This is a genomic window from Aeromonas sp. s2 (genome assembly GCF_040907935.1).
GTDB lineage: Bacteria > Pseudomonadota > Gammaproteobacteria > Enterobacterales > Aeromonadaceae > Aeromonas > Aeromonas dhakensis.
Genome location: NZ_JBFOCR010000027.1, coordinates 1 through 18,953 on the forward strand (window position 1 = coordinate 1; position 18,953 = coordinate 18,953).

General features: G+C 61.1%; 19 protein-coding genes. 6 read left to right on the forward strand and 13 right to left on the reverse strand.

The window, feature by feature from the left end:
- Nucleotides 1–52: 52 nt before the first annotated feature.
- Together AB5Y81_RS20110 and AB5Y81_RS20115 are read right to left on the reverse strand one after the other, a co-directional pair.
- Nucleotides 53–757, reverse strand: a complete 705-nt coding sequence (locus AB5Y81_RS20110) for an IS6-like element IS26 family transposase (protein ID WP_001067855.1) — start codon at nt 755–757, stop codon at nt 53–55.
- A gap of 864 nt (nt 758–1,621) precedes the next feature.
- On the reverse strand, nt 1,622–2,527 hold the full coding sequence (locus AB5Y81_RS20115) for a LysR family transcriptional regulator (protein ID WP_279484448.1): 906 nt from the start codon (nt 2,525–2,527) through the stop codon (nt 1,622–1,624).
- Between the two features lie 123 nt (nt 2,528–2,650).
- Between AB5Y81_RS20115 and AB5Y81_RS20120 the strand changes: the two genes are divergently transcribed.
- Complete coding sequence (locus tag AB5Y81_RS20120) at nt 2,651–3,517, forward strand: pirin family protein (protein WP_268038797.1); 867 nt, start codon at nt 2,651–2,653, stop codon at nt 3,515–3,517.
- A gap of 46 nt (nt 3,518–3,563) precedes the next feature.
- On the opposite strand, the gene ykgO is transcribed toward AB5Y81_RS20120, so the two are convergent.
- Together ykgO and AB5Y81_RS20130 are read right to left on the reverse strand one after the other, a co-directional pair.
- Entirely contained in the window at nt 3,564–3,689 is a 126-nt protein-coding gene (gene ykgO, locus AB5Y81_RS20125; protein ID WP_005300174.1) for a type B 50S ribosomal protein L36, read from the reverse strand.
- Nucleotides 3,686–3,955: a type B 50S ribosomal protein L31 gene (locus AB5Y81_RS20130; protein WP_010634187.1), complete on the reverse strand. Its 270-nt coding sequence runs from the start codon at nt 3,953–3,955 to the stop codon at nt 3,686–3,688. Before AB5Y81_RS20130 ends, ykgO begins: the two co-directional genes overlap by 4 nt.
- A 278-nt stretch (nt 3,956–4,233) precedes the next feature.
- On the opposite strand from AB5Y81_RS20130, the gene AB5Y81_RS20135 reads away from it, so the two are divergent.
- Nucleotides 4,234–4,482 (forward strand): DinI family protein, encoded by a 249-nt coding sequence (locus AB5Y81_RS20135; protein WP_117404324.1) that lies wholly within the window; start codon nt 4,234–4,236, stop codon nt 4,480–4,482.
- A 166-nt stretch (nt 4,483–4,648) separates the two neighbouring features.
- On the opposite strand, the gene AB5Y81_RS20140 is transcribed toward AB5Y81_RS20135, so the two are convergent.
- From AB5Y81_RS20140 to dcuC, 5 genes are all read right to left on the reverse strand, one after another.
- Nucleotides 4,649–5,437 (reverse strand): DUF2927 domain-containing protein, encoded by a 789-nt coding sequence (locus tag AB5Y81_RS20140; RefSeq protein ID WP_279484447.1) that lies wholly within the window; start codon nt 5,435–5,437, stop codon nt 4,649–4,651.
- A 26-nt stretch (nt 5,438–5,463) separates the two neighbouring features.
- Nucleotides 5,464–5,967, reverse strand: a complete 504-nt coding sequence (locus AB5Y81_RS20145; protein WP_279484446.1) for a M48 family metallopeptidase — start codon at nt 5,965–5,967, stop codon at nt 5,464–5,466.
- Between the two features lie 139 nt (nt 5,968–6,106).
- Nucleotides 6,107–7,750: a hypothetical protein gene (locus tag AB5Y81_RS20150; protein ID WP_279484445.1), complete on the reverse strand. Its 1,644-nt coding sequence runs from the start codon at nt 7,748–7,750 to the stop codon at nt 6,107–6,109.
- Nucleotides 7,751–7,947: 197 nt separating this feature from the next.
- Nucleotides 7,948–9,606, reverse strand: a complete 1,659-nt coding sequence (locus AB5Y81_RS20155; protein WP_279484444.1) for a bifunctional metallophosphatase/5'-nucleotidase — start codon at nt 9,604–9,606, stop codon at nt 7,948–7,950.
- 129 nt (nt 9,607–9,735) lie between these two features.
- Complete coding sequence (gene dcuC / locus AB5Y81_RS20160) at nt 9,736–11,088, reverse strand: anaerobic C4-dicarboxylate transporter DcuC (RefSeq protein ID WP_005300187.1); 1,353 nt, start codon at nt 11,086–11,088, stop codon at nt 9,736–9,738.
- Nucleotides 11,089–11,423: 335 nt separating this feature from the next.
- Here dcuC and AB5Y81_RS20165 point away from each other — a divergent pair, with 335 nt between their 5' ends.
- Nucleotides 11,424–12,023, forward strand: coding sequence for a DUF922 domain-containing Zn-dependent protease (locus tag AB5Y81_RS20165; RefSeq protein ID WP_017779966.1), 600 nt, complete (start codon nt 11,424–11,426; stop codon nt 12,021–12,023).
- A 90-nt stretch (nt 12,024–12,113) separates the two neighbouring features.
- Here AB5Y81_RS20165 and mnmC read toward each other — a convergent pair whose 3' ends face one another.
- Nucleotides 12,114–14,126, reverse strand: coding sequence for a bifunctional tRNA (5-methylaminomethyl-2-thiouridine)(34)-methyltransferase MnmD/FAD-dependent 5-carboxymethylaminomethyl-2-thiouridine(34) oxidoreductase MnmC (gene mnmC, locus AB5Y81_RS20170; protein WP_279484443.1), 2,013 nt, complete (start codon nt 14,124–14,126; stop codon nt 12,114–12,116).
- Between the two features lie 90 nt (nt 14,127–14,216).
- On the opposite strand from mnmC, the gene fabB reads away from it, so the two are divergent.
- Nucleotides 14,217–15,428, forward strand: a complete 1,212-nt coding sequence (gene fabB, locus AB5Y81_RS20175) for a beta-ketoacyl-ACP synthase I (RefSeq protein WP_054545032.1) — start codon at nt 14,217–14,219, stop codon at nt 15,426–15,428.
- 59 nt (nt 15,429–15,487) lie between these two features.
- Here fabB and AB5Y81_RS20180 read toward each other — a convergent pair whose 3' ends face one another.
- The 3 genes from AB5Y81_RS20180 to AB5Y81_RS20190 all read right to left on the reverse strand — a co-directional run bounded on the left by AB5Y81_RS20180 (nt 15,488) and on the right by AB5Y81_RS20190 (nt 17,801).
- Nucleotides 15,488–15,982: a GNAT family N-acetyltransferase gene (locus AB5Y81_RS20180; RefSeq protein ID WP_005300196.1), complete on the reverse strand. Its 495-nt coding sequence runs from the start codon at nt 15,980–15,982 to the stop codon at nt 15,488–15,490.
- 112 nt (nt 15,983–16,094) lie between these two features.
- On the reverse strand, nt 16,095–16,421 hold the full coding sequence (locus AB5Y81_RS20185) for a DUF4377 domain-containing protein (protein WP_005300200.1): 327 nt from the start codon (nt 16,419–16,421) through the stop codon (nt 16,095–16,097).
- 93 nt (nt 16,422–16,514) lie between these two features.
- Nucleotides 16,515–17,801: a citrate synthase gene (locus AB5Y81_RS20190; RefSeq protein ID WP_005300205.1), complete on the reverse strand. Its 1,287-nt coding sequence runs from the start codon at nt 17,799–17,801 to the stop codon at nt 16,515–16,517.
- A gap of 424 nt (nt 17,802–18,225) precedes the next feature.
- Here AB5Y81_RS20190 and sdhC point away from each other — a divergent pair, with 424 nt between their 5' ends.
- Both sdhC and sdhD read left to right on the forward strand, forming a co-directional pair.
- On the forward strand, nt 18,226–18,615 hold the full coding sequence (sdhC, locus tag AB5Y81_RS20195) for a succinate dehydrogenase cytochrome b556 subunit (protein WP_005300207.1): 390 nt from the start codon (nt 18,226–18,228) through the stop codon (nt 18,613–18,615).
- Entirely contained in the window at nt 18,609–18,953 is a 345-nt protein-coding gene (sdhD, locus tag AB5Y81_RS20200; RefSeq protein WP_005300209.1) for a succinate dehydrogenase, hydrophobic membrane anchor protein, read from the forward strand. Before sdhC ends, sdhD begins: the two co-directional genes overlap by 7 nt.

Below are 18,953 nucleotides of genomic sequence, written 5' to 3' on the forward strand. Positions count from 1 at the left end.
GGCACTGTTGCAAAGTTAGCGATGAGGCAGCCTTTTGTCTTATTCAAAGGCCTTACATTTCAAAAACTCTGCTTACCAGGCGCATTTCGCCCAGGGGATCACCATAATAAAATGCTGAGGCCTGGCCTTTGCGTAGTGCACGCATCACCTCAATACCTTTGATGGTGGCGTAAGCCGTCTTCATGGATTTAAATCCCAGCGTGGCGCCGATTATCCGTTTCAGTTTGCCATGATCGCATTCAATCACGTTGTTCCGGTACTTAATCTGTCGGTGTTCAACGTCAGACGGGCACCGGCCTTCGCGTTTGAGCAGAGCAAGCGCGCGACCATAGGCGGGCGCTTTATCCGTGTTGATGAATCGCGGGATCTGCCACTTCTTCACGTTGTTGAGGATTTTACCCAGAAACCGGTATGCAGCTTTGCTGTTACGACGGGAGGAGAGATAAAAATCGACAGTGCGGCCCCGGCTGTCGACGGCCCGGTACAGATACGCCCAGCGGCCATTGACCTTCACGTAGGTTTCATCCATGTGCCACGGGCAAAGATCGGAAGGGTTACGCCAGTACCAGCGCAGCCGTTTTTCCATTTCAGGCGCATAACGCTGAACCCAGCGGTAAATCGTGGAGTGATCGACATTCACTCCGCGTTCAGCCAGCATCTCCTGCAGCTCACGGTAACTGATGCCGTATTTGCAGTACCAGCGTACGGCCCACAGAATGATGTCACGCTGAAAATGCCGGCCTTTGAATGGGTTCATGTGCAGCTCCATCAGCAAAAGGGGATGATAAGTTTATCACCACCGACTATTTGCAACAGTGCCTTCTGGCATGGTGACGCCTTGGAAAGCGGCGAAGTATTGCTCGGCGTGCTGTTGGGTCGGGATGAGCGAGTAAGGGGGGTCTATGGTTTGCTGGCCGGGGCTTTCTACATGAATAAGTCAGCTGGGTGCTGATTAGGCTGTTTGAATGTTATTTCAAGGTATTGAAATATAACTGTAAATTGAACTTCTGCAGTTTATGATCACGAACTTCTGCATGTTGTGTTTCACACATGAAACAGCTGGACTGGCCTTACTTGTTTTTTGCGGCCAAAGTGGATGAAGTCCTGGCTGTTCAGTTGCTCAAACGAACACCGTTACTATCTGTAGCAATGGTCCTCAAATTTCATCATGTCCCAATTGTGTACCGCGCTCATCAGCGTAAGAACCATAAACCTTTATAAATCAGTTCATTAAAAAACACATATTGCAAAACGTGGAAGAAAAAAGTTGGCTCGCTGCTGGCGTGTGCTGTTTTGCTCATGTTGCTCGAGAGGGATATCCGATGACGGCGGCGCCTGGCGCCTGGGTGGGGGTGCCATGCACCTCGGTTGCCTGCATGGTAAACCATAGCGCAGGCAGAGCGAAGGGCAGTCGTCGTGGTTGGCGCTTTATTGGCCGCGGCAGGTTGGCCAGCCCGGTGAGATGAGCAACGCCATGATCTTCTAAGACAAAGGCATGTCTCAACGGCTTCCTCTGGCCGCGTCCGCCAGTGTGCCGGACATCGAGGATGGATGCCCAGCCTGGCGATCGCGGCCGGGCACGGCAGGTTACTCCTCGTCGATGGCGGCCGGGCACGGCAGGTTACTCCTCGTCGATGGCGGCGAATCGAGCCACCAGATAGTCGATCAGCGCCCGTACAGAGGGGAGCAGGCCGCGCCGGGAGGGGAACACGGCGTGGATGAGTTCGGGCTTTGGCTCCCAGGCTAGCACCACCTTGATCAGGGTGCCGGCATCGAGCTGCTCCCGCACCATCAACAGCGGCAACTGCACCACGCCGATACCGGCCAGAGCGGCACTGCGCAGGGCCACCATGTCGGTGGTGACGAAACGGGGTTGGTGGGCGAGCTCGACATGGGCCCCCTGCGGCCCGAACAGCGACCAGATATAGTGCTGCCGTGGCGCTCCCAGCCCCATGCTGGGCCAGCCGTGCAGATCCGCCGGCGCGGCAGGCAAGCTCCGTTGTGCTATCAGTGCCGGGCTGGCCACCAGGCACTGGCGACGCTGCGCCAGTGTCCGGATCACCAGTTCGCTGTCCTGCAGCGGTGGCGGTCTGACCCGGATCGCCACATCGACTCCTTCGGCGATGGGGTCGACCCGCCGATTGGTCCCCTCCAGCTCGATCCTGATCTGCGGGTGACGGGCCATGAAATCCGCCAGCATGGGGCCGATATGGGTGTGCAGCAGGGCGATGGGGCAGCTCATGCGGATGAGACCACAGGGCTCGGTTCGGGTCATCTCGATGGCAGCCTGCGCCGCCTCGGCCTCCACCAGCATCCCCTTGCAGTGTTCGTAATAGGTACGGCCCAGCTCGGTCACCGCAAACTGGCGGGTCGAGCGCTGGAGCAGCCGCACGCCGAGCCGCTCTTCAAGCTGTGCTATCCGGCGGCTGAGGCGGGATTTGGGCATGCCGATGGCGCGGCCAGCGGGGGCAAAGCCGCCGTGATCCACCACCTGGACGAAGTAGTAGAGATCGTTCAGATCCTGCATAGGGCGCTCTCATCGTTCCAAAAATAGGACGCTGATGCCCAATTTAGCAGTCTGCCCACCTGTTCGTCTCGAAACTATGCTGTCTCCAGTGCTCAATTCCACCGGATATGTCAGGAGCGACAGATGAAAAAGATCCTCGGCGTTTACAGCGCACCCCGTCCTCACTGGGTGGGCGACGGCTTTCCCGTACGCTCTCTCTTCTCCTACAGCAGTCACGGCAAGCAGTTGAGCCCCTTCCTGCTGCTCGACTATGCCGGCCCGGCCAACTTTACGCCGACCAGCCGGCCGCGCGGGGTGGGTGAACATCCCCATCGCGGTTTCGAGACGGTAACCATCGTCTACAAGGGCGAAGTGGCGCATCGGGATTCGACCGGTCGGGGCGGCGTGATAGGCCCGGGTGACGTGCAGTGGATGACCGCCGGCGCGGGTATCTTGCACGAGGAATTTCATGCCCCGGCCTTCAGCAAGTCAGGCGGCGAGCTCGAGATGGTGCAGCTGTGGGTGAATCTGCCGAGCCGGCACAAGATGACGCCGCCCGGTTACCAGCCCATCCTGGCGCGCGACATTCCGACGGTGGCGCTTGCCGACGACGCGGGGTCGGTACGGGTGATCGCCGGCGAGTTTGAGGGGGTCCGTGGCCCGGCCCATACCTTCAGCCCGTTGTATGTCTGGGATCTGCGTCTGGTACAGGGCAGCATCAGCACACTCGAGTTGCCCGAAGGCTGGACCGGCGCGCTCATCGTGTTGAAGGGTTCGGTGCAGGTCAACGGCACTGCCATCGCCCGGGAGGCGCAGATGGTGGTGTTGGAGAGGGTGGGACAGCAGGTGCTGATCGAGGCAAACAGCGACGCCACTGTGTTGCTGCTGAGCGGCGAGCCCATCGAGGAGCCCATCGTGGGGCACGGCCCCTTCGTGATGAACAGCCATGAGGAGATAGTGCAGGCCATCGATGACTTCAACAGCGGCAGATTCGGCGTGATGCCGGAGTGATAAACAAGGCCCTCGCAGAAGGGCCTTGTTTTTATTGTGCCGCGGATCAGCGCTGACGGGCCTTGAACCTGGGGTTGCTCTTGCAGATCACGAACAGCTTGCCGCGGCGGCGGACGATCTGGCAATCGGGGTGGCGCGACTTGGCTGATTTGAGGGAGGAGAGGACTTTCATGACTGGGCTTTTCCTTTGTTGAAGAACTGACCGAAACGCTGGCCGAAGCGGGCGACCTGACCCTCCTTGCTGACCTGCTTCTGCTTGCCGGTATAGAAGGGGTGTGACGCACTGGAAACATCCAGTGTTACATAGGGGTAGGTATTGCCGTCTTCCCACAGCTTGGTGCGATCGGTCTTGAGGGTGGAACCCACCAGAAAATAGGTGTTGGCGGTCAGGTCGTGGAACAGAACCTGACGGTACTCGGGGTGAATGTCTGGACGCATGATGGTTCGCTCTGTGTGATTTAATGTTATGTTATAACAATAAAATCATGCCTCCGTTGAGAATCAATATCAACAACTTTTTGCACGGCATCAGGGTTGAGCGAGGAGAATGAAGTTGCCGCGTTGCGCCGTTTGCTCGGTTGACCGCTTGAATAGACAGCCAATTGCATCAGGGGAGAAGGTCTTGCAGGAAAGAGTTTTTGGTCAGCCGCTGGCGCCCTCTTTACTTTTGATTTTTACTGTATAAAAATACAGTAAAAATCATGGAGAAGTATCCTATGCGTCTGGAAATCATCATCGACAAGAAACATCAGGTGCCCACCTCGACCATGGAGGCGCTGCGCCAGGAGCTGCTCAAGCAGCTGGGCGAGAAGTTCCCCGACCTGCATGTTCGCGTCGCCCCTGGCAGTGCCATGGCGTTGACCGTCAGCCGGGCCAGCAAGGAGGATAAGGAGCTGGCGGAAGCCATGGTGCAGGAGGTGTGGGAGAACGCCGATAGCTGGATGCCGGAGAGTGCAGCCTCCTGAGCCAGGCGTCGAGCATATGAAAATTGGATAGACAGAAAAAACGCAGCCATGGCTGCGTTTTTTGTTTTCGCGGGATGGAGCCCGTGCTTGTCGTGCTCTCTGCCCTTAATCCTTAATCCTCAAAACTCAAAACTCAAAACTCAGAACTCAGAACAGGCAGCAAGTGTTAGAGCCCGGCCCAGCGTTTGAGGCTGTTGACCTGTACCCGCTGATCGGCCTGGGCAATGTCACCGCTGGCCCGAAGTGCCTTGAGGGCGATGGGAAGGGCGGCGCGCACTTCGCTGGCCGTCATGCCGGCCTGCAGGGCCGAGTGATAGGCGAGCTTGAGCAGCACGTAATCGAGCCCGGTCGGAAAGCTGTCGATGCTGTTGTCGTTGAAGATGGAGGGAAACACCTTGTCCGAATCGTTGGGCAGCCCCATCACCTGAGTGAGCTCCTCCACCACGCAGTCGAGGAAGCGACCCTTGGCCCGGCTGTAATCCACCGGAATGATGATGGTGGCGCGGGCCATCTCGCGGCGGGTATTGGTGGTGAAGTTGGCCATGCAGAGCCCCTCCTTGAGCGCCGTCTTGACGGAGGCATCCTGCCCCATGGTGCGCTTGGCCCAGCTCGCCATCTTGGCGCGCTCGGTCATGATCAGGGTGATGTTGGGCCGCTCATCTACCAGCGTAATGGGGCGGCCTATGATGCCGGCCAGATGCTGGCTCTGCACCCTGACCACCTCGCTTTGCAGCGCCTTGTCGCCAAATTCGTTGACCAGCTTGAGCCGGATGGGCTGCTCCCAGCGGGAGAAGCGCACGTTCTGTTCGTGGCCATACTCCCGCTTCATGGCGATCTCAAAGAAGCTTGCGGTGAGATAGGCATCGCTCTGCCAGCGTTCGGCCGCCGAGAGGGAAGGGCTCAGCAAGAGTGCCGCCATCAACCAGCGGGCAAGTGGTCGGCGCAACGGGGTCATGTCTCCTCCTTGAAACCTGCGATGGGTCAGCGTGCGGCACGCTCGAGATCGCGCCAGGTGAGCCAGAGCCTCAGATCAAACTCCAGTTGATGATAGTCCGGCTCCATATGCTGACAGAGCTGATAGAAGCTCTTGTTGTGATCCTTCTCTTTCAGGTGGGCCAGCTCATGCACCACGATCATCTTCAGAAAGGCCGGGTGGGCCTCCTTGAACAGGGCGGCGATGCGGATCTCGTTCTTGGCCTTGAGCTTGCTGCCCTGCACCCGGCTCACATAGGTGTGCAGGCCGAGAGCATCCTTGATCACGTTGATCTTGGCGTCGAAGATCACCTTGGAAAGCGGCGCCGAGCTTTTCAGGTAGCGGTTCTTCAGCTCCATGGTGTAGGTGAGCAGCGCCTTGTCGCTCTGGATGAGGTGGGTCTCAGGATAGCGCCTGGCCAGCACTTCCCCCAGCTTGCCCGCCGCGATCAGCTGTTGCACCTGGGCCTTGAGGGGCTCGGGGTAGCCACCGAGATAGGTCAGTTCCGCCATGTCTGCATTACTCAATACATCAAAAGAGCGCCATTGTAGTCAGCGCGTCGCCGCTTGCCTACCGTTTCGGGCCGGGCCTGCCTCACCGCAATGAAAAGGCCGTCAACGCGGGATGACGGCCCTGTTCGCTCAAGGGGGCTCAGCGTCTGCGATAGAGACCCGGCTCCACCTCTTCATACTGGCTCACCAGGTATTGATAGAAGGCGAGGCTGGAGGGGGAGCTTGGCTTCTTGAGCTCATCGACCACCCGATCCGGCTTGGCGATGATGAACTTGGGGCTCTGGCGCTTGAGGTCGGCCAGCACCCGCTCGCGCACGTCATAGGGCGGGTTGACGTTGGCAAAGAAGAGGTAGGCGGAGGCCGGCTGGCGGTCGGTCCAGAGGTAATATTGGGGCTGGATGCCATCCACCCAGATCTTGTCGGCGGGGGTGGTCTCGGCCAGGATCCGGTCGACCCGTACCTGGGCCGGCGGGTTGAAGGGCCTGCCTTTCTGGCTGCCTTCCCAGGCGTTGTTGAGCATCAGGGCCAACATGGCGAGCGAGGCGAGCCAGGGGGTGGCACTGCGCACGTCCCAGGCGCGCCACAGGGGCACCAGAATGAGCACCGGCAGGGCCCACAGCAGGCTGTTGCCAAGCACTTCACGCACCCGTTCCAGCGACCACTCCTTGGTGCTCCAGCCGTAGCCGAGCTGCTGGGCCAGCAGCCAGCTGGCGGTCAGCACCACCAGCGAGATGCAGAGCAGACCGAGGGCATCGGCCTGCTGTTCGCTGCGATCCAGCAGACAGGCCAGCGGCAGCAGGGCCAGCTGCAGATAGAGCACGTCGTAGTGATCGAACACGTGGCCGGATACCGAGTTGGCGATCAGGGTGAAGATGACCCCAAACAGGGTGGCGCACAGCACCGGCAGGTACCACTCCTGACGCCGGCTCATCATCAGCACGATGAAGGCGGGCAGCAGCATGATGAGGCCGGTACGCAGCAGGCCGACGCTGCCCACATCCGGCGAGAAGCCGTTGCCGTAGCTCCCCTCGAAGAAGATGTCGAAGGCGTAGTATTTGAATTCGGCCAGCAGGTTGTGGTGCTGGAAATAGGCCAGCAGCGGACCGCCGACGAGCGCCAGCCCCAGCAGGCTGGAGCAGAGCAGGGAGAGGGCGCAGCGCCACTGCTCGCGCAGGCACCAGTGGCAGAACAGCACCAGATACCAGGCACCCCAGAAGGCGCCGTTGTTGGTGCGCATCCAGGCGACGATGGCAAAGGTGAGCGCGGCCACCAGCGCCGGTCCCCAGCTGCAGCGCTTGTCCAGCAGCATGGTGATGAAGGCCCACTGGGCGATGAGGGCCAAATGGAAGGTCCAGTCCTCGGTCATGTTGCCGTAGTAGTAGCGGGTGCCGTAGAGCGCCAGCACCGCCAGCATGCTGCCGAGCCGGGCCCGCAATGAGAGGCCGAGCTGGCCGAAGGCCTGCCAGCTGGCCATCAGCCCCAGCCAGCAGAGCGCCCATTCCAGCAACCAGATCCCGAAGAAGCCGCCGAGGCCGTAGCCGAAGGCGTCGAGGGCGAAGATCATGGGGCCCTTGATGTCGATCATGTCCCGATAGAGCACGCCCCCCTCGCTCCACATCTTGCCCATCACGGCAAACAGCGAGGCGTCGAAGCCCGGCGCCATGCCGTGGAACAGCGGGTTGCGCAGGCAGAACAGCAAGGCCAGCAAACCGGTGAGCAGGATCACCAGCGGCCGCAGGCCCGGATTGACGCGAGGAGGAGTAAAACGGATGGCATGATTCATGGGTGACCTGTTCCTGCTGGGAAGTCTCGAAAGCGGGCCTATCTTGCCGAGCCTGACCACACGATGCAATGGGCCAGGGGAATGTGCTTGAAATAATTTGCAAAAGTGCCGCTTTACGACAAGAAAGCGGCACGTTTTATGGTGTACGGGGACAAAGGGCGAAGCCGAGTCCGACTTTCGCCCCGGCTGGCGGGGGATCAGCCGGTGGTCGGCCCCTGATACTCCACCCGCGCCGGCATGGCGGTGAGCGCCGGCAGATAGCGGGCCCAGCGAATGAAGGCATCCGCCAGGGTGATGCCGAGTTCCTGATTGTGCTGCGTCAGGGTGCGGGCCAGCGCTGTGTAGCCCTCCTTGCCGGAGGCGGTGTAGGCGCTGGAGACCCCCCGATAGACGGCGTCGGCGTCGACCGCTTGCCACTCATCAGGCGCACGCTCCCACTCCAGCCGGGTGATCCGGCGCCCCTTGGGCTGATCCGCCTGATAACAGAAGCGCACTCCGGCGGTGTAGGGGAAGCTGCCGCTGCCATTGCCCGTCACCCCGTTGTTGGTGGCGTTGTCGATGGCCTCCTCCAGTGCCTCGGCCAGCTCATGGCCGTGCACCCGATAGAGGGTGAGCGGGATGGCGAAGGGCAGCAGGCGGCCGGCGATGTCCGCTTCGCTGAGCGGCCCGGGTTCGAGGGAGCAGCGCACTCCGCCGGCGTTGTGCAGGGCGAAGTCCACCTGACCGACCTGCTCGCGGGCGCTGGCCAGCATGGCGCTCGCCACCAGGGGGGCGACCTGGCTGCCGGCCGGCAGGTTGGCATCAGGCAGCCGCTGGTGGTGCAGCGGCTCGTCAAGGCGGGTCACGATGCGCTGGGTCATGGTCTCCAGCTCGGGCCGGTAGCGCCTGGCCAGATGCTGTTCCAGTTCGGGGTCGGGGTCGCAGAAGGTGAGCCCGGCCGGCGGATTGCCGGCAAAGGGCCAGGGCTGCCAGGGCAGCCACTCCAGCTGGCCGCGGCTGCGCGCTACCCGGCCGCGCTGGTCAAAGGTCAGCTCGCACACCCCGAGGCAGAGGGCGCTGTGGGCGGCGTGTAGGACGGCCACCCCGTTTATCATCAGCGGGTAGCTGCCTTCGCTGTCGAGCCCGAGCGGCGCCAGCTCCCCCAGCAGGCTGTGGGTGTGGCCGCCGATGATGAGGCTGAGCTCGGGGAAACGCTCGGCCAGCCGTTTGTCCTGCTCGAGCCCCAGGTGGCTGAGCAGGATGATGTGCTGAATGCCGGCGGCCTTGATCTCTGCCAGCGCGGCTTGCAGGGTCTGCTCGATGCCGTGGAAGCGGGTGTGGCCATCCGGGTTGGCGATGGCGGCCATCTGCGGCAAGGTGATGCCAAGCAGGGCGAAGGGCACGCCGCCGAGCAGGCGCCGCTGCCAGGGACGGCTGGCATCGTGCAGATTGGGCAGGCCGCGCAAGGGGAGTGGGGTATTGGCCGGCTCCTGGCTGCTGTCGAGGTTGGCGGCCAGCACCGGAAAATCGAGCTGGCGCAAAAACTCCACCAGAGGACCGTTGCCCAGATCGAATTCGTGATTGCCGATCACCATGGCGTCCGGTCGCAACAGGCTCAGCAGATCGGCGTTGGCCCGCCCCTTGAAGCGGTTGAAATAGAGCGAGCCCTGGAAGGTGTCGCCACCGTGCAGAAACAGGCAGGACTGGCCCGCCTCGTCCGCCTGCCGGCGCAGGGCGTTGAGCCGGGTCAGGATACGGGCATAGCCGCCGCACTGGGTGCGCCACTCGGACTCACCTGCGGGGGCGAAGCGCATGGGGGCGCCGTCGAAATGGGAGTGGCAGTCACTGAAATGGGCAAGTTGAACCGTAATACTCATCTCGGTCCTCCTTAGAGAAAAAAGAGCACCGAGTCTACTCCAATGGCGGGGGGAGATACCAGCCCGGCGGTAGACCGGGCTGGCAGAGCGGGGAGAGGCGGGGCATCCGCTCAGGGAGCCCCGGCCACGTCAGGCGGGCACCATGATCTGGGTGGCGAGGATCACCACCAGCAGGCCAACGGCCACCGGCAGCGAGGTACGTTTAACCACCTCGAACGGAGAGAGGTTGCCCATCCCCGCACAGGCGACCACCACCCCGGACACCGGCGAGATGGTGCGGCCGAGGTTGGAGGCCTGCAGCATGGGGATCACCAGATAGGCCGGGTTGACGCCGAGGCTGGTGGCCAGATGGGGAATAAGCTCCACGAAGGCGTAGAAGGGGGCGTTGCCGGAGCCCGTGGTAAAGGCGGCCAGGGTGGTGATGACCACCAGCACCAGCATGATGACGATGCCGCCGGTACCAAAGCTCTGGGCAAGATCCAGGAGGTTGGCGATGAAGCCGAGCCCCATCAGGCCCTGGGCAAACACCCCGGCCCCCACCAACAGCATCACCACGCCGGCGAAGGCGTCAGCCATGCTGCGCCAGCACACCTGCAACCCGTCCAGCAGCTCTTTGCCGTTGCGCTTGCGTACCAGCTCCAGCAGGGCGGCCAGCACCAGGCAGATGACGATGATGGTGACGATGTCGAGCTTGGGCCCCAGTTTGCCGTCAAACAGCAGCACCCCGATGATGGGGGTGAAGGGCAGGATGGCGTAGAAACCGGGCGCGTCGGTGATGAGATCGCTCGGGGCGACGGCGGCATTGTGCTCGCCGGCCTTCTGATCCAGATAGCGTTGCCAGAAGAAGTGGGTCACCGCCATGGCGGCGATGGCCACCAGCGAGATGGGCAGGGTCAGCTTGAAGGCAAATTCGATGAGCTCCATGTTGGCGGCCTGGGCGGCCATCACCACGTCCCCCGAGGTGGGGGCCAGGATGATGGCCGCCGGCGAGGCGCACACCGCCGCCGCGGCGCCGCGGGAGATCCCCATGTTGACCATCAGCGGGAACAGGGTGGCCATCAAGAGGACGCCCAGGCCGGTGGCTGAGCTCACCGCCAGCGACATGGCGCAGGCCACCAGGTAGGCGGCCACCAGCAGGATGTAGGGGGACTTGATGACGCCGAGCGGCTTGCTCGCAAGCTTCACCAAAATGGTATTGGCCCCGATGTGGCTCATGTAGCCGGCGAAGCCGCACAGCACCATGATCAGCATGCCAAGGCCGCCGCCCCGGTCAACCAGCAGGAAGCGCACGTATTCGAACACGTCGGTGGCAACGTGGCCGGTGGAAGTGACGCTGGCGGGCAGCACCGCCTTGCCCATCAGGGCGGTGATCGCCAGCAGCAGCAGGCCGCCGCTGAGCAGCACCCCGGTGGCCGAGTAGCCCTTGAATATGTAGCGGCCCACGGCAAGGGTGACCAGGGTACCAATAAGGAGTTCCATCATAGAGTGAGTTCCTGAGTACGAATGGGAGTGGATGCATTATTGGCGTCAACTTGGAGGTTAATCTGGCCAATCCCGAAATGCATCGACATAAAACTCGGCGATTATTATCTAATAAGGGGTAACCCACCATGATGTAGCGCATCACTTGTGATCTCGCTTGCAAATCAATACGGGCGCGGGGTTGCGACTTGTCAAGCTGACACTTAGGCTTTGTGACGGGAGTAGGTGACAGTCGCGGGGATCGCGGTTAATCTCCTGCTTTGAATATTAATGCGTTGATTATTAATTAAAATAACAACCCCGCCAGCAACGAGGTCAAGGCAGCAGAGATGGGAATGGTCAGCAAACTTTTCATGGTGGCACTGATGTTGTTCGCCGCCACCGCAGGGGCCGAGAGTTCCCATTACACCGGCATCAAGGCGGTGCCTGACATCAAGGTAGACTTCCAGTTTTATCGGGTTTCCGGACCGGATGTGGCGAGCCTGGCCCGCCAGATGACCAATGCGGGCACAGCCCGGGCCAATGGCCACATCGGCATGGCCAGCTATCAACTCTCCTGGCAGTTGCAGACCAGCCCCGGGGCGCAGCGCTGCGAGCTGGAGCAGGTCAAGGTCACCACCCGCATCAAGGTGATGGTGCCGAACTGGATGGACAAGGCCAAGGCCTCCGTCGCCGAGCGCCAGAAGTGGGACAAGCTGGTGGCCGCCATGTTCGATTACGAGAGCCGCCACAAGGACATCTTGCTGGAGAGCGTGAGCCAGCTCGGCATCCAGTTGGCCCAACTGCCGGTGGAGCGTGACTGCGCCGCCCTGCAGTATCAGGCCTGGCAGCGCGGGCAGGGGGGGCTGGCCAGCTTGCGCGAGCGTTTTGCCCAGTTGCAGCAGCAGACCGACCATGGCCGCAAGCTGGGGCTCAACTGGCCTAAGGGCATCTGACGCCACATACCATCCATGAAAAACGGGCTCCCTTGGGGAGCCCGTTTTGTTGTTGCGCCTTGCCGAGCACTTGAGCTGAGCATCTGAGGCTTACTGCAACGGCTTGCCCTTGAGCAGCTTGCGTACCCAGTAGCGGGCCGGATGGAGCGCCTCCAGCAGATCGGCGGCCAGCGGCAGCGGATCGCCGCAGATCTCGCTGGCGAGCAGCTCGCCGCAGAGGGGGGCCGAGCAGAGACCCCGTGAGCCGAGCGCCCCCAGCACATAGAGACCGGGGTAGAGGGGCAATGGACTCTGCTGATCAACGGGCGCCTTCAGATTGTGATCCGCCAGCGCCGCCAGTCTGGCGACCGGCCCCGCCACCGGCAGATGATCCCGGCTGGCACTGCGCACGCGGACCCGGGCCTGGTTGCCGCTCACGTCCACCTCGGCAGGCCAGCGCTGCTGCGGCAGGCAGGCCTGTAGGCGCGCCTGGTTCTGGGTCTGCTCCTCGGCGCGAAACGCGAGCTCGGTCTGGTTGCGGCCATAGCTGGCGCCGATGCAGTGTTGGCCTTCGTTGGCTGGGGTGAGGTAGCCGTCATAACAGAGCACGGTATTGAGCCGGCTCAGGCTGGCGGAGGTGGGCACATGGCTCACCTGGCCGCGCACCGGATAGAGCGGCAACTCGGCAAAGGGGATGAGCGCCGGTAACTGGTGTCCGGCGGCCACCACCAGGGTGGGGCTCTGCCAGCGGCGACCGTCACAGCTTTCGACTTGCCAGCCATCCGCCTGTTCGGTCACGGTAGCGACCCGGGTATTGAAGAGCACCTCAAGCAGCCCGCCGGCTTGCGCCTCCTGGATGGCGGCGCGGGTGAGATCGGCCGGGCAGAGCCAGCCCCCCTGCGGATAGCTGACGCCGCCGTGGCCGCAGGGCAGGCCGACCACCTGATCGACCTCTGGCTCGGAAAGCGGGTGCATCAGCTCGGGCGGGAAGGGGCCTTGCGCCATCTTGGTCAGCTTGGCGGCGGACTTGTCGTCATAACCGAGCTGGGTGACGCCACACAGGGAAAAGGCGACGGGGTGGCGCTCGGCCAGGGCCAGCAGTCGACTTCTGGCAAAGCCGAAGGCCAGCGAATAGAAGCGCGACAGGGCATCGTGCTCACCGTTGAGCAGCGGATAGAGCGCCCCCTGGCGATTGCCGGAGGCGCCGCCGGCCGGCTCATCATCCTGGCACAAGAGGGTGACCTTGCGGCCCCGCTCCACCAGCGAGAGCGCCGTCATGGCCGAGGCGATGCCACCGCCGATGATCAGCACTTCTCCCTCCCGCCCGGCCGGACGGGCATAGCAGGGGGCTATGGTCTGCTGCGGCAGTTTGTCTGCGCGCTCGCCCGCCAGCATCTCCCGCTTGCTGCCGTGCCCTTTCACTTTCTGCATGGCAAAGCCGGCGGCAATCAGGCCGCGGCGCACGAAGCCGGCGCAGGTAAAGGTGGCGATGGTCGCCTGGGGGCGGGCGAGACGGGCCAGCCCGTCGAACAGATCCTGGGTCCACATTTCGGGGTTCTTGGCCGGCGAGAAGCCATCCAGATACCAAGCATCCACCAGCCCCGTTGCCGGGTGGGGCACCTGGGGCAGCATCTCCTTGATGTCGCCAAGCCAGAGATCGAGCCGGATGCGGCCGTCGGCAAAGATGAGGCGATGACAGCCGCTGACCGGCAGCGGCCACTGGGCAATCAGATCCTGGCTCAGGTGGGCAAGCTCGGGCCAGGCCGCCAGCGCCTTGCGCAGATCGGCCTGGGTGAGCGGGTACTTTTCGAAACTGATGAAGTGCAGCCGGGAACCGTTGCCGGTTTGGGGCGCCTGTTCCAGAAAGGCGGCCATTGTCGCCAGAAAGTTAAGACCTGTGCCGAAACCTGTCTCACCTATCACGAAAATGTCACTATCGTGGTGCGAAAATCGCGCTGGCAGCCGATTTTGCTGCAAAAAGACGTAGCGGGTTTCACTTAGACCGTTATCATTGGAAAAGTACACATCCCCGAACTCACTGGAGACTGGAGTTCCCGCTTCATTCCAGTCCAATCGGGCATGATGTAAGGATGTTTGACTCACGTTTTCCTCGGCTCGCGTCACAAAATCGCGGGCATTCTACGTGAAAGCAGACCAGTTTGGCAGCCGAAAGCGGGTAGACTCGGTGCCAGTTTTTCCAGACGAGATGAATTAATGAGAAGAGCAGTGATCACCGGTATCGGCGTCATCTCCAGTATCGGCAACAACAAGGAAGAAGTGCTGGCCTCCCTGAAAGCAGGCAAATCTGGCATCACCTATTCCGAGCAGTTCGAGCAGCACAACCTGCGCAGCCGTGTCTGGGGTAACATCAAACTCGATCCGTCTGAACTGATCGACCGTAAAGTCATGCGTTTCATGGGTGACGCTGCGGCCTACGCCTACCTCTCCATGCAGCAGGCCATTGAAGATGCCGGCCTGGCGGAAGACCAGGTCTCCAACGAGCGTACCGGCCTGGTGGTCGGTTCGGGTGGTGCTTCCGGCAAGAACACCTCCGAGTCTGTGGACATCGCTCGCGAGAAAGGGGTCAAGCGTGTGGGCCCCTACATGGTGCCGCGCACCATGTCTTCCACCACCTCTGCCTGCCTGGCGACACCATTCCAGATCAAGGGCGTGAACTACTCCATCAGCTCCGCCTGTGCGACCTCCGCTCACTGCATCGGTCACGCCATGGAGCTGATCCAGCTTGGCAAACAGGATGTGGTCTTCGCCGGTGGCGGTGAAGAGCTGGACTGGTCCTCTACCATCCAGTTTGACGCCATGGGCGCGCTGTCTACCAAATACAACGACACGCCGGAAAAGGCGTCCCGTACCTATGATGCGAACCGCGATGGTTTCGTCATCTCCGGTGGCGGCGGCATTCTGGTGATCGAAGAGCTGGAGCACGCGCTGGCTCGTGGTGCTCATATCTATGCCGAGCTGACCGGCTACGGCGCCACTTCCGACGGTTACGACATGGTCGCCCCGAGCGGTGAAGGCGCGGTGCGCTGCATGAAGATGGCGATGCAAGGTGTTGGCAAGGTTGACTACATCAACACCCACGGCACCTCCACCCCGGTCGGTGATACCAAAGAGCTGGAAGCTATCCAGACCCTGTTTGGTGCCAACGGTCCCAAGATCTCTGCCACCAAGGCGATGACCGGCCATGCGCTGGGCGCCGCCGGCGTGCACGAGGCTGTCTACTCCCTGCTGATGATGGAACACGGCTTCATCGCCCCCAGCATCAACATCGAGACCCTGGACGAGAAGGCTGAAGGTCTGCCCATCGTGCGCGAGTACGAAGAGGCCGAGCTCAACACCGTCATGTCCAACAGCTTCGGCTTTGGCGGTACCAACGCCTCCCTGGTGTTCAGCAAGTACAAGGCTTGATGAGCCCGTCATGAGTTGCAAAAAAGGCGCCGCAAGGCGCCTTTTTTATTGGGTGTTCGTCAGGCCCGCGCCTGCAGTGGCAGTCGCATGTAGGTGGCGCCCTCGCCGTATTCAGCCAGGGATTTCTGGGTGCTGGCAGGCTTGAACCCCTGCTTGCGCCAGAAGGCTGGCGCATCCTGTACCGCCACCAGACCGGCGTGCTCGAACCCTTCGTCGGTGGCAAACGCGAGGGCGGTGGCGAGCAGACGCTGGCCGATCCCCTTGCCGCGAGCCTGTCTGGAGACGGCGAGATCGTGCAGATAGAACTCGTCGTTGCCGGCCAGGCGCTGCATGGACACGGAGAGGGGCGGTGGCTGGTGGGCGCGCCAGGGGTGGCAGAGCAGGTAACCCAGTACCTGGCCCTGATATTCGGCGACCCAGCAGCAGTCGGGGGCCAGTTCGGCCTTGTTGCTCATGACGTCGATGGGTTCAGGATCCAGCTGGTGATAACACTCGTCCTGAATGGCCATGATGGCGGGCCAGTCGTTGGCCCGGGTCGTGCGGATCTTGATCATAGTGACAGGGCATGACTGCCCGAAAACGCTGATTAAATAGTGAATGCGTCAGCCAGCCTACCAGAAGCGGGTCACCAACTGAACAGGCATCTTCAAATGATGCCTTTTTTGATCAGCGCGCCGCCTGTTTGCTGACGACCTTGATGAGCTGGTAGCGCAGGGAAGGGGCATCTGCCGGCACATCGGTGAGCTGCTCCTTGCTGACGCTCAGCTGGTAGCGGTAGCCGGGCTCAAACTGGAAGCCTTCGATCTGCTGATAAAACAGGGTCCAGGGCTGCTGCTCGTCGCTGCGCACCTGCATGCACTGCATGGGGCCGACACCGACGCAGTGCACCAGCTGACTGTTGACGTAGAGGGTCTCGCCGGCGGTCGGGGCAGGGGCGCTCTGGCAGGCGCTGAGCAGCAGGGCGGCGCCGGCGCTGATGAATAATGGTCTCATGATGGACTCCTTGGCTAAAAGGGGGGCATTAGAGCGGCAAATGAAAAGGCGGTCAATGACCGCCTTTGTAACAAACTATCCGAAACCTGCGACTCAACGCTGGTCGAGCGGAGTGAACTCGCGCTGCGGCTGACCGGTGTAGAGCTGGCGCGGACGGCCAATCTTCTGATCCGGATCCGAGTGCATTTCGTTCCAGTGGGCAATCCAGCCGATGGTACGAGAGATGGCGAAGATCACGGTGAACATGGACATGGGGATGCCGATGGCCTTCATGATGATGCCGGAGTAGAAGTCCACGTTCGGGTAGAGCTTCTTCTCGATGAAGTAGGGGTCGGACAGCGCGATGCGCTCCAGCTCCATGGCCACGTCCAGCAGCGGATCCTTGATCTGCAGCTCGGTCAGTACCTCGTGACAGGTTTCGCGCATCACGGTGGCACGGGGGTCGTGGTTTTTGTAGACCCGGTGACCGAAGCCCATCAGACGGAACGGATCGTTCTTGTCCTTGGCCTTGGCGATGTACTCGGGGATGCGATCCACGGAGCCGATCTCCTCGAGCATCTTGAGGCAGGCTTCGTTGGCACCGCCGTGGGCCGGTCCCCACAGGGAGGCGATCCCCGCGGCGATACAGGCAAACGGGTTGGCACCGGAGGAGCCAGCCAGACGCACGGTGGAGGTGGAGGCGTTCTGCTCGTGGTCCGCATGCAGGGTGAAGATGCGGTCCATGGCGCGCTCGACGATGGGGTTGACCTTGTACTCTTCGGTCGGCACGCCAAACATCATGTGCAGGAAGTTGCCGGCATAGGAGAGGGCGTTGCGCGGCTGCATGAACGGCTGGCCGATGGAGTACTTGTAGCACATGGCGGCCAGGGTCGGCATCTTGGAGAGCAGACGGAAGGCGCAGATCTCGCGGTGCTCTTCGTTGTTGATGTCGAGGGCGTCGTGATAGAAGGCGGAAAGCGCGCTGACCACGCCGCACATGACGGCCATGGGGTGAGCGTCGCGGCGGAAGCCGCGGAAGAAGAAGGCGATCTGCTCATGCACCATGGTGTGGCGGGTGACCAGACGTTCGAATTCCGTGTATTGCGCCTTGGTGGGCGCCTCGCCGTACAGCAGGATGTAGCAGACTTCGAGGTAGCTGGCTTGGGTGGCCAACTGGGCGATGGGGTAACCACGGTGCAGCAAGACACCCTGATCGCCATCTATGTAAGTGATGGATGATTTGCAAGAACCGGTGGCCATGAAACCGGGGTCGAAGGTGAAGTACCCTTGCGCGCCCAGCTTTCTGACATCGATCACGTCAGGTCCGACAGTTCCTGACAGGATCGGGAGTTCTACCGGGTCTTTGCCGGGCAGATGTAGGGTGGCTATCTTATCAGCCATAGCACGTCTCCTTTGCTCTTTTATAATTTGATTCCAGCTCTACTTTATTACGAGTTTGATGACGCTGGCAAAGGTTCTGACCCGTACCAGGGCGGCTGGAGCGCCTTATTTGAAACAGAGTTCAGGTCTGTTGTCAATTTTGCTGGATGATCATTAATGTTTTGTTAAATCAGTTGTGAGATCTGGTTTACGGTTTTGGGCTTTCTTTGTAGCTAATTGATTGTCATTGGTTAAGCCCGCCGATATACTGCGCCTCGTGGGTGATGGCTGTCGGTGTTTGAAACGCTTTCGCAAAGCCAGATGTGATATTGAAAATGTCGTTTTTGGCTTTCCCGAGTTGTTTTGGTAACAAAAACCTAACAAATGCCACTCCATGCCCTCATAAGCGTGAAAAAACAATAACTAACGTGCTCAATGGAGCTGAGTGGGCAAAGCCGTGAAAAATAAACAGAGACCTGTAAACCTCGACCTACAGACGATCAGCTTTCCTGTCACCGCCATCGCTTCCATCTTGCATCGTGTCTCAGGGGTCATCACCTTTGTGGCGCTCTCAATCTTGCTGTGGATGCTTGGTACTTCACTCGCCTCTCCCGAAGGATTTGAGACCGTGGTGTCCATCATGGACAACTTCCTGGTCAAATTCGTGCTGTGGGGGATCCTGACCGCGCTGGCTTACCACATTGTGGGCGGGCTGCGTCACCTGGTCATGGACATGGGCTATTGGGAAGAGCTGGAATCCGGTAATCAGAGTGCCCGTGTGGCCTTCGTGATCACTGCGATTTTGGCGGTATTGGCGGGGGTTCTGGTATGGTAACCAATTCTGCAACATTCGGGCGCAGCGGTGTTCACGATTACATCCTGATCCGCGCCACCGCCCTCATCATGACCTGTTATGTCCTCTATCTGGTGGGTTTCGTTGCGTGCAACGACATCACCTACGAGGTGTGGACCGGTTTCTTCGCGAAAACCTTCACCAAGGTGTTCACCCTGTTGGCGCTGCTGTGTGTGCTGATCCATGCCTGGATCGGTCTGTGGCAGGTGCTGACCGACTATATCAAGCCGGTCGGGCTGCGCGGTGCGCTGCAGTTTGCACTGGTGGTGGTGCTGTTTGTCTATCTGATGACGGGTTTCGTCGTGCTGTGGGGTGTGTAA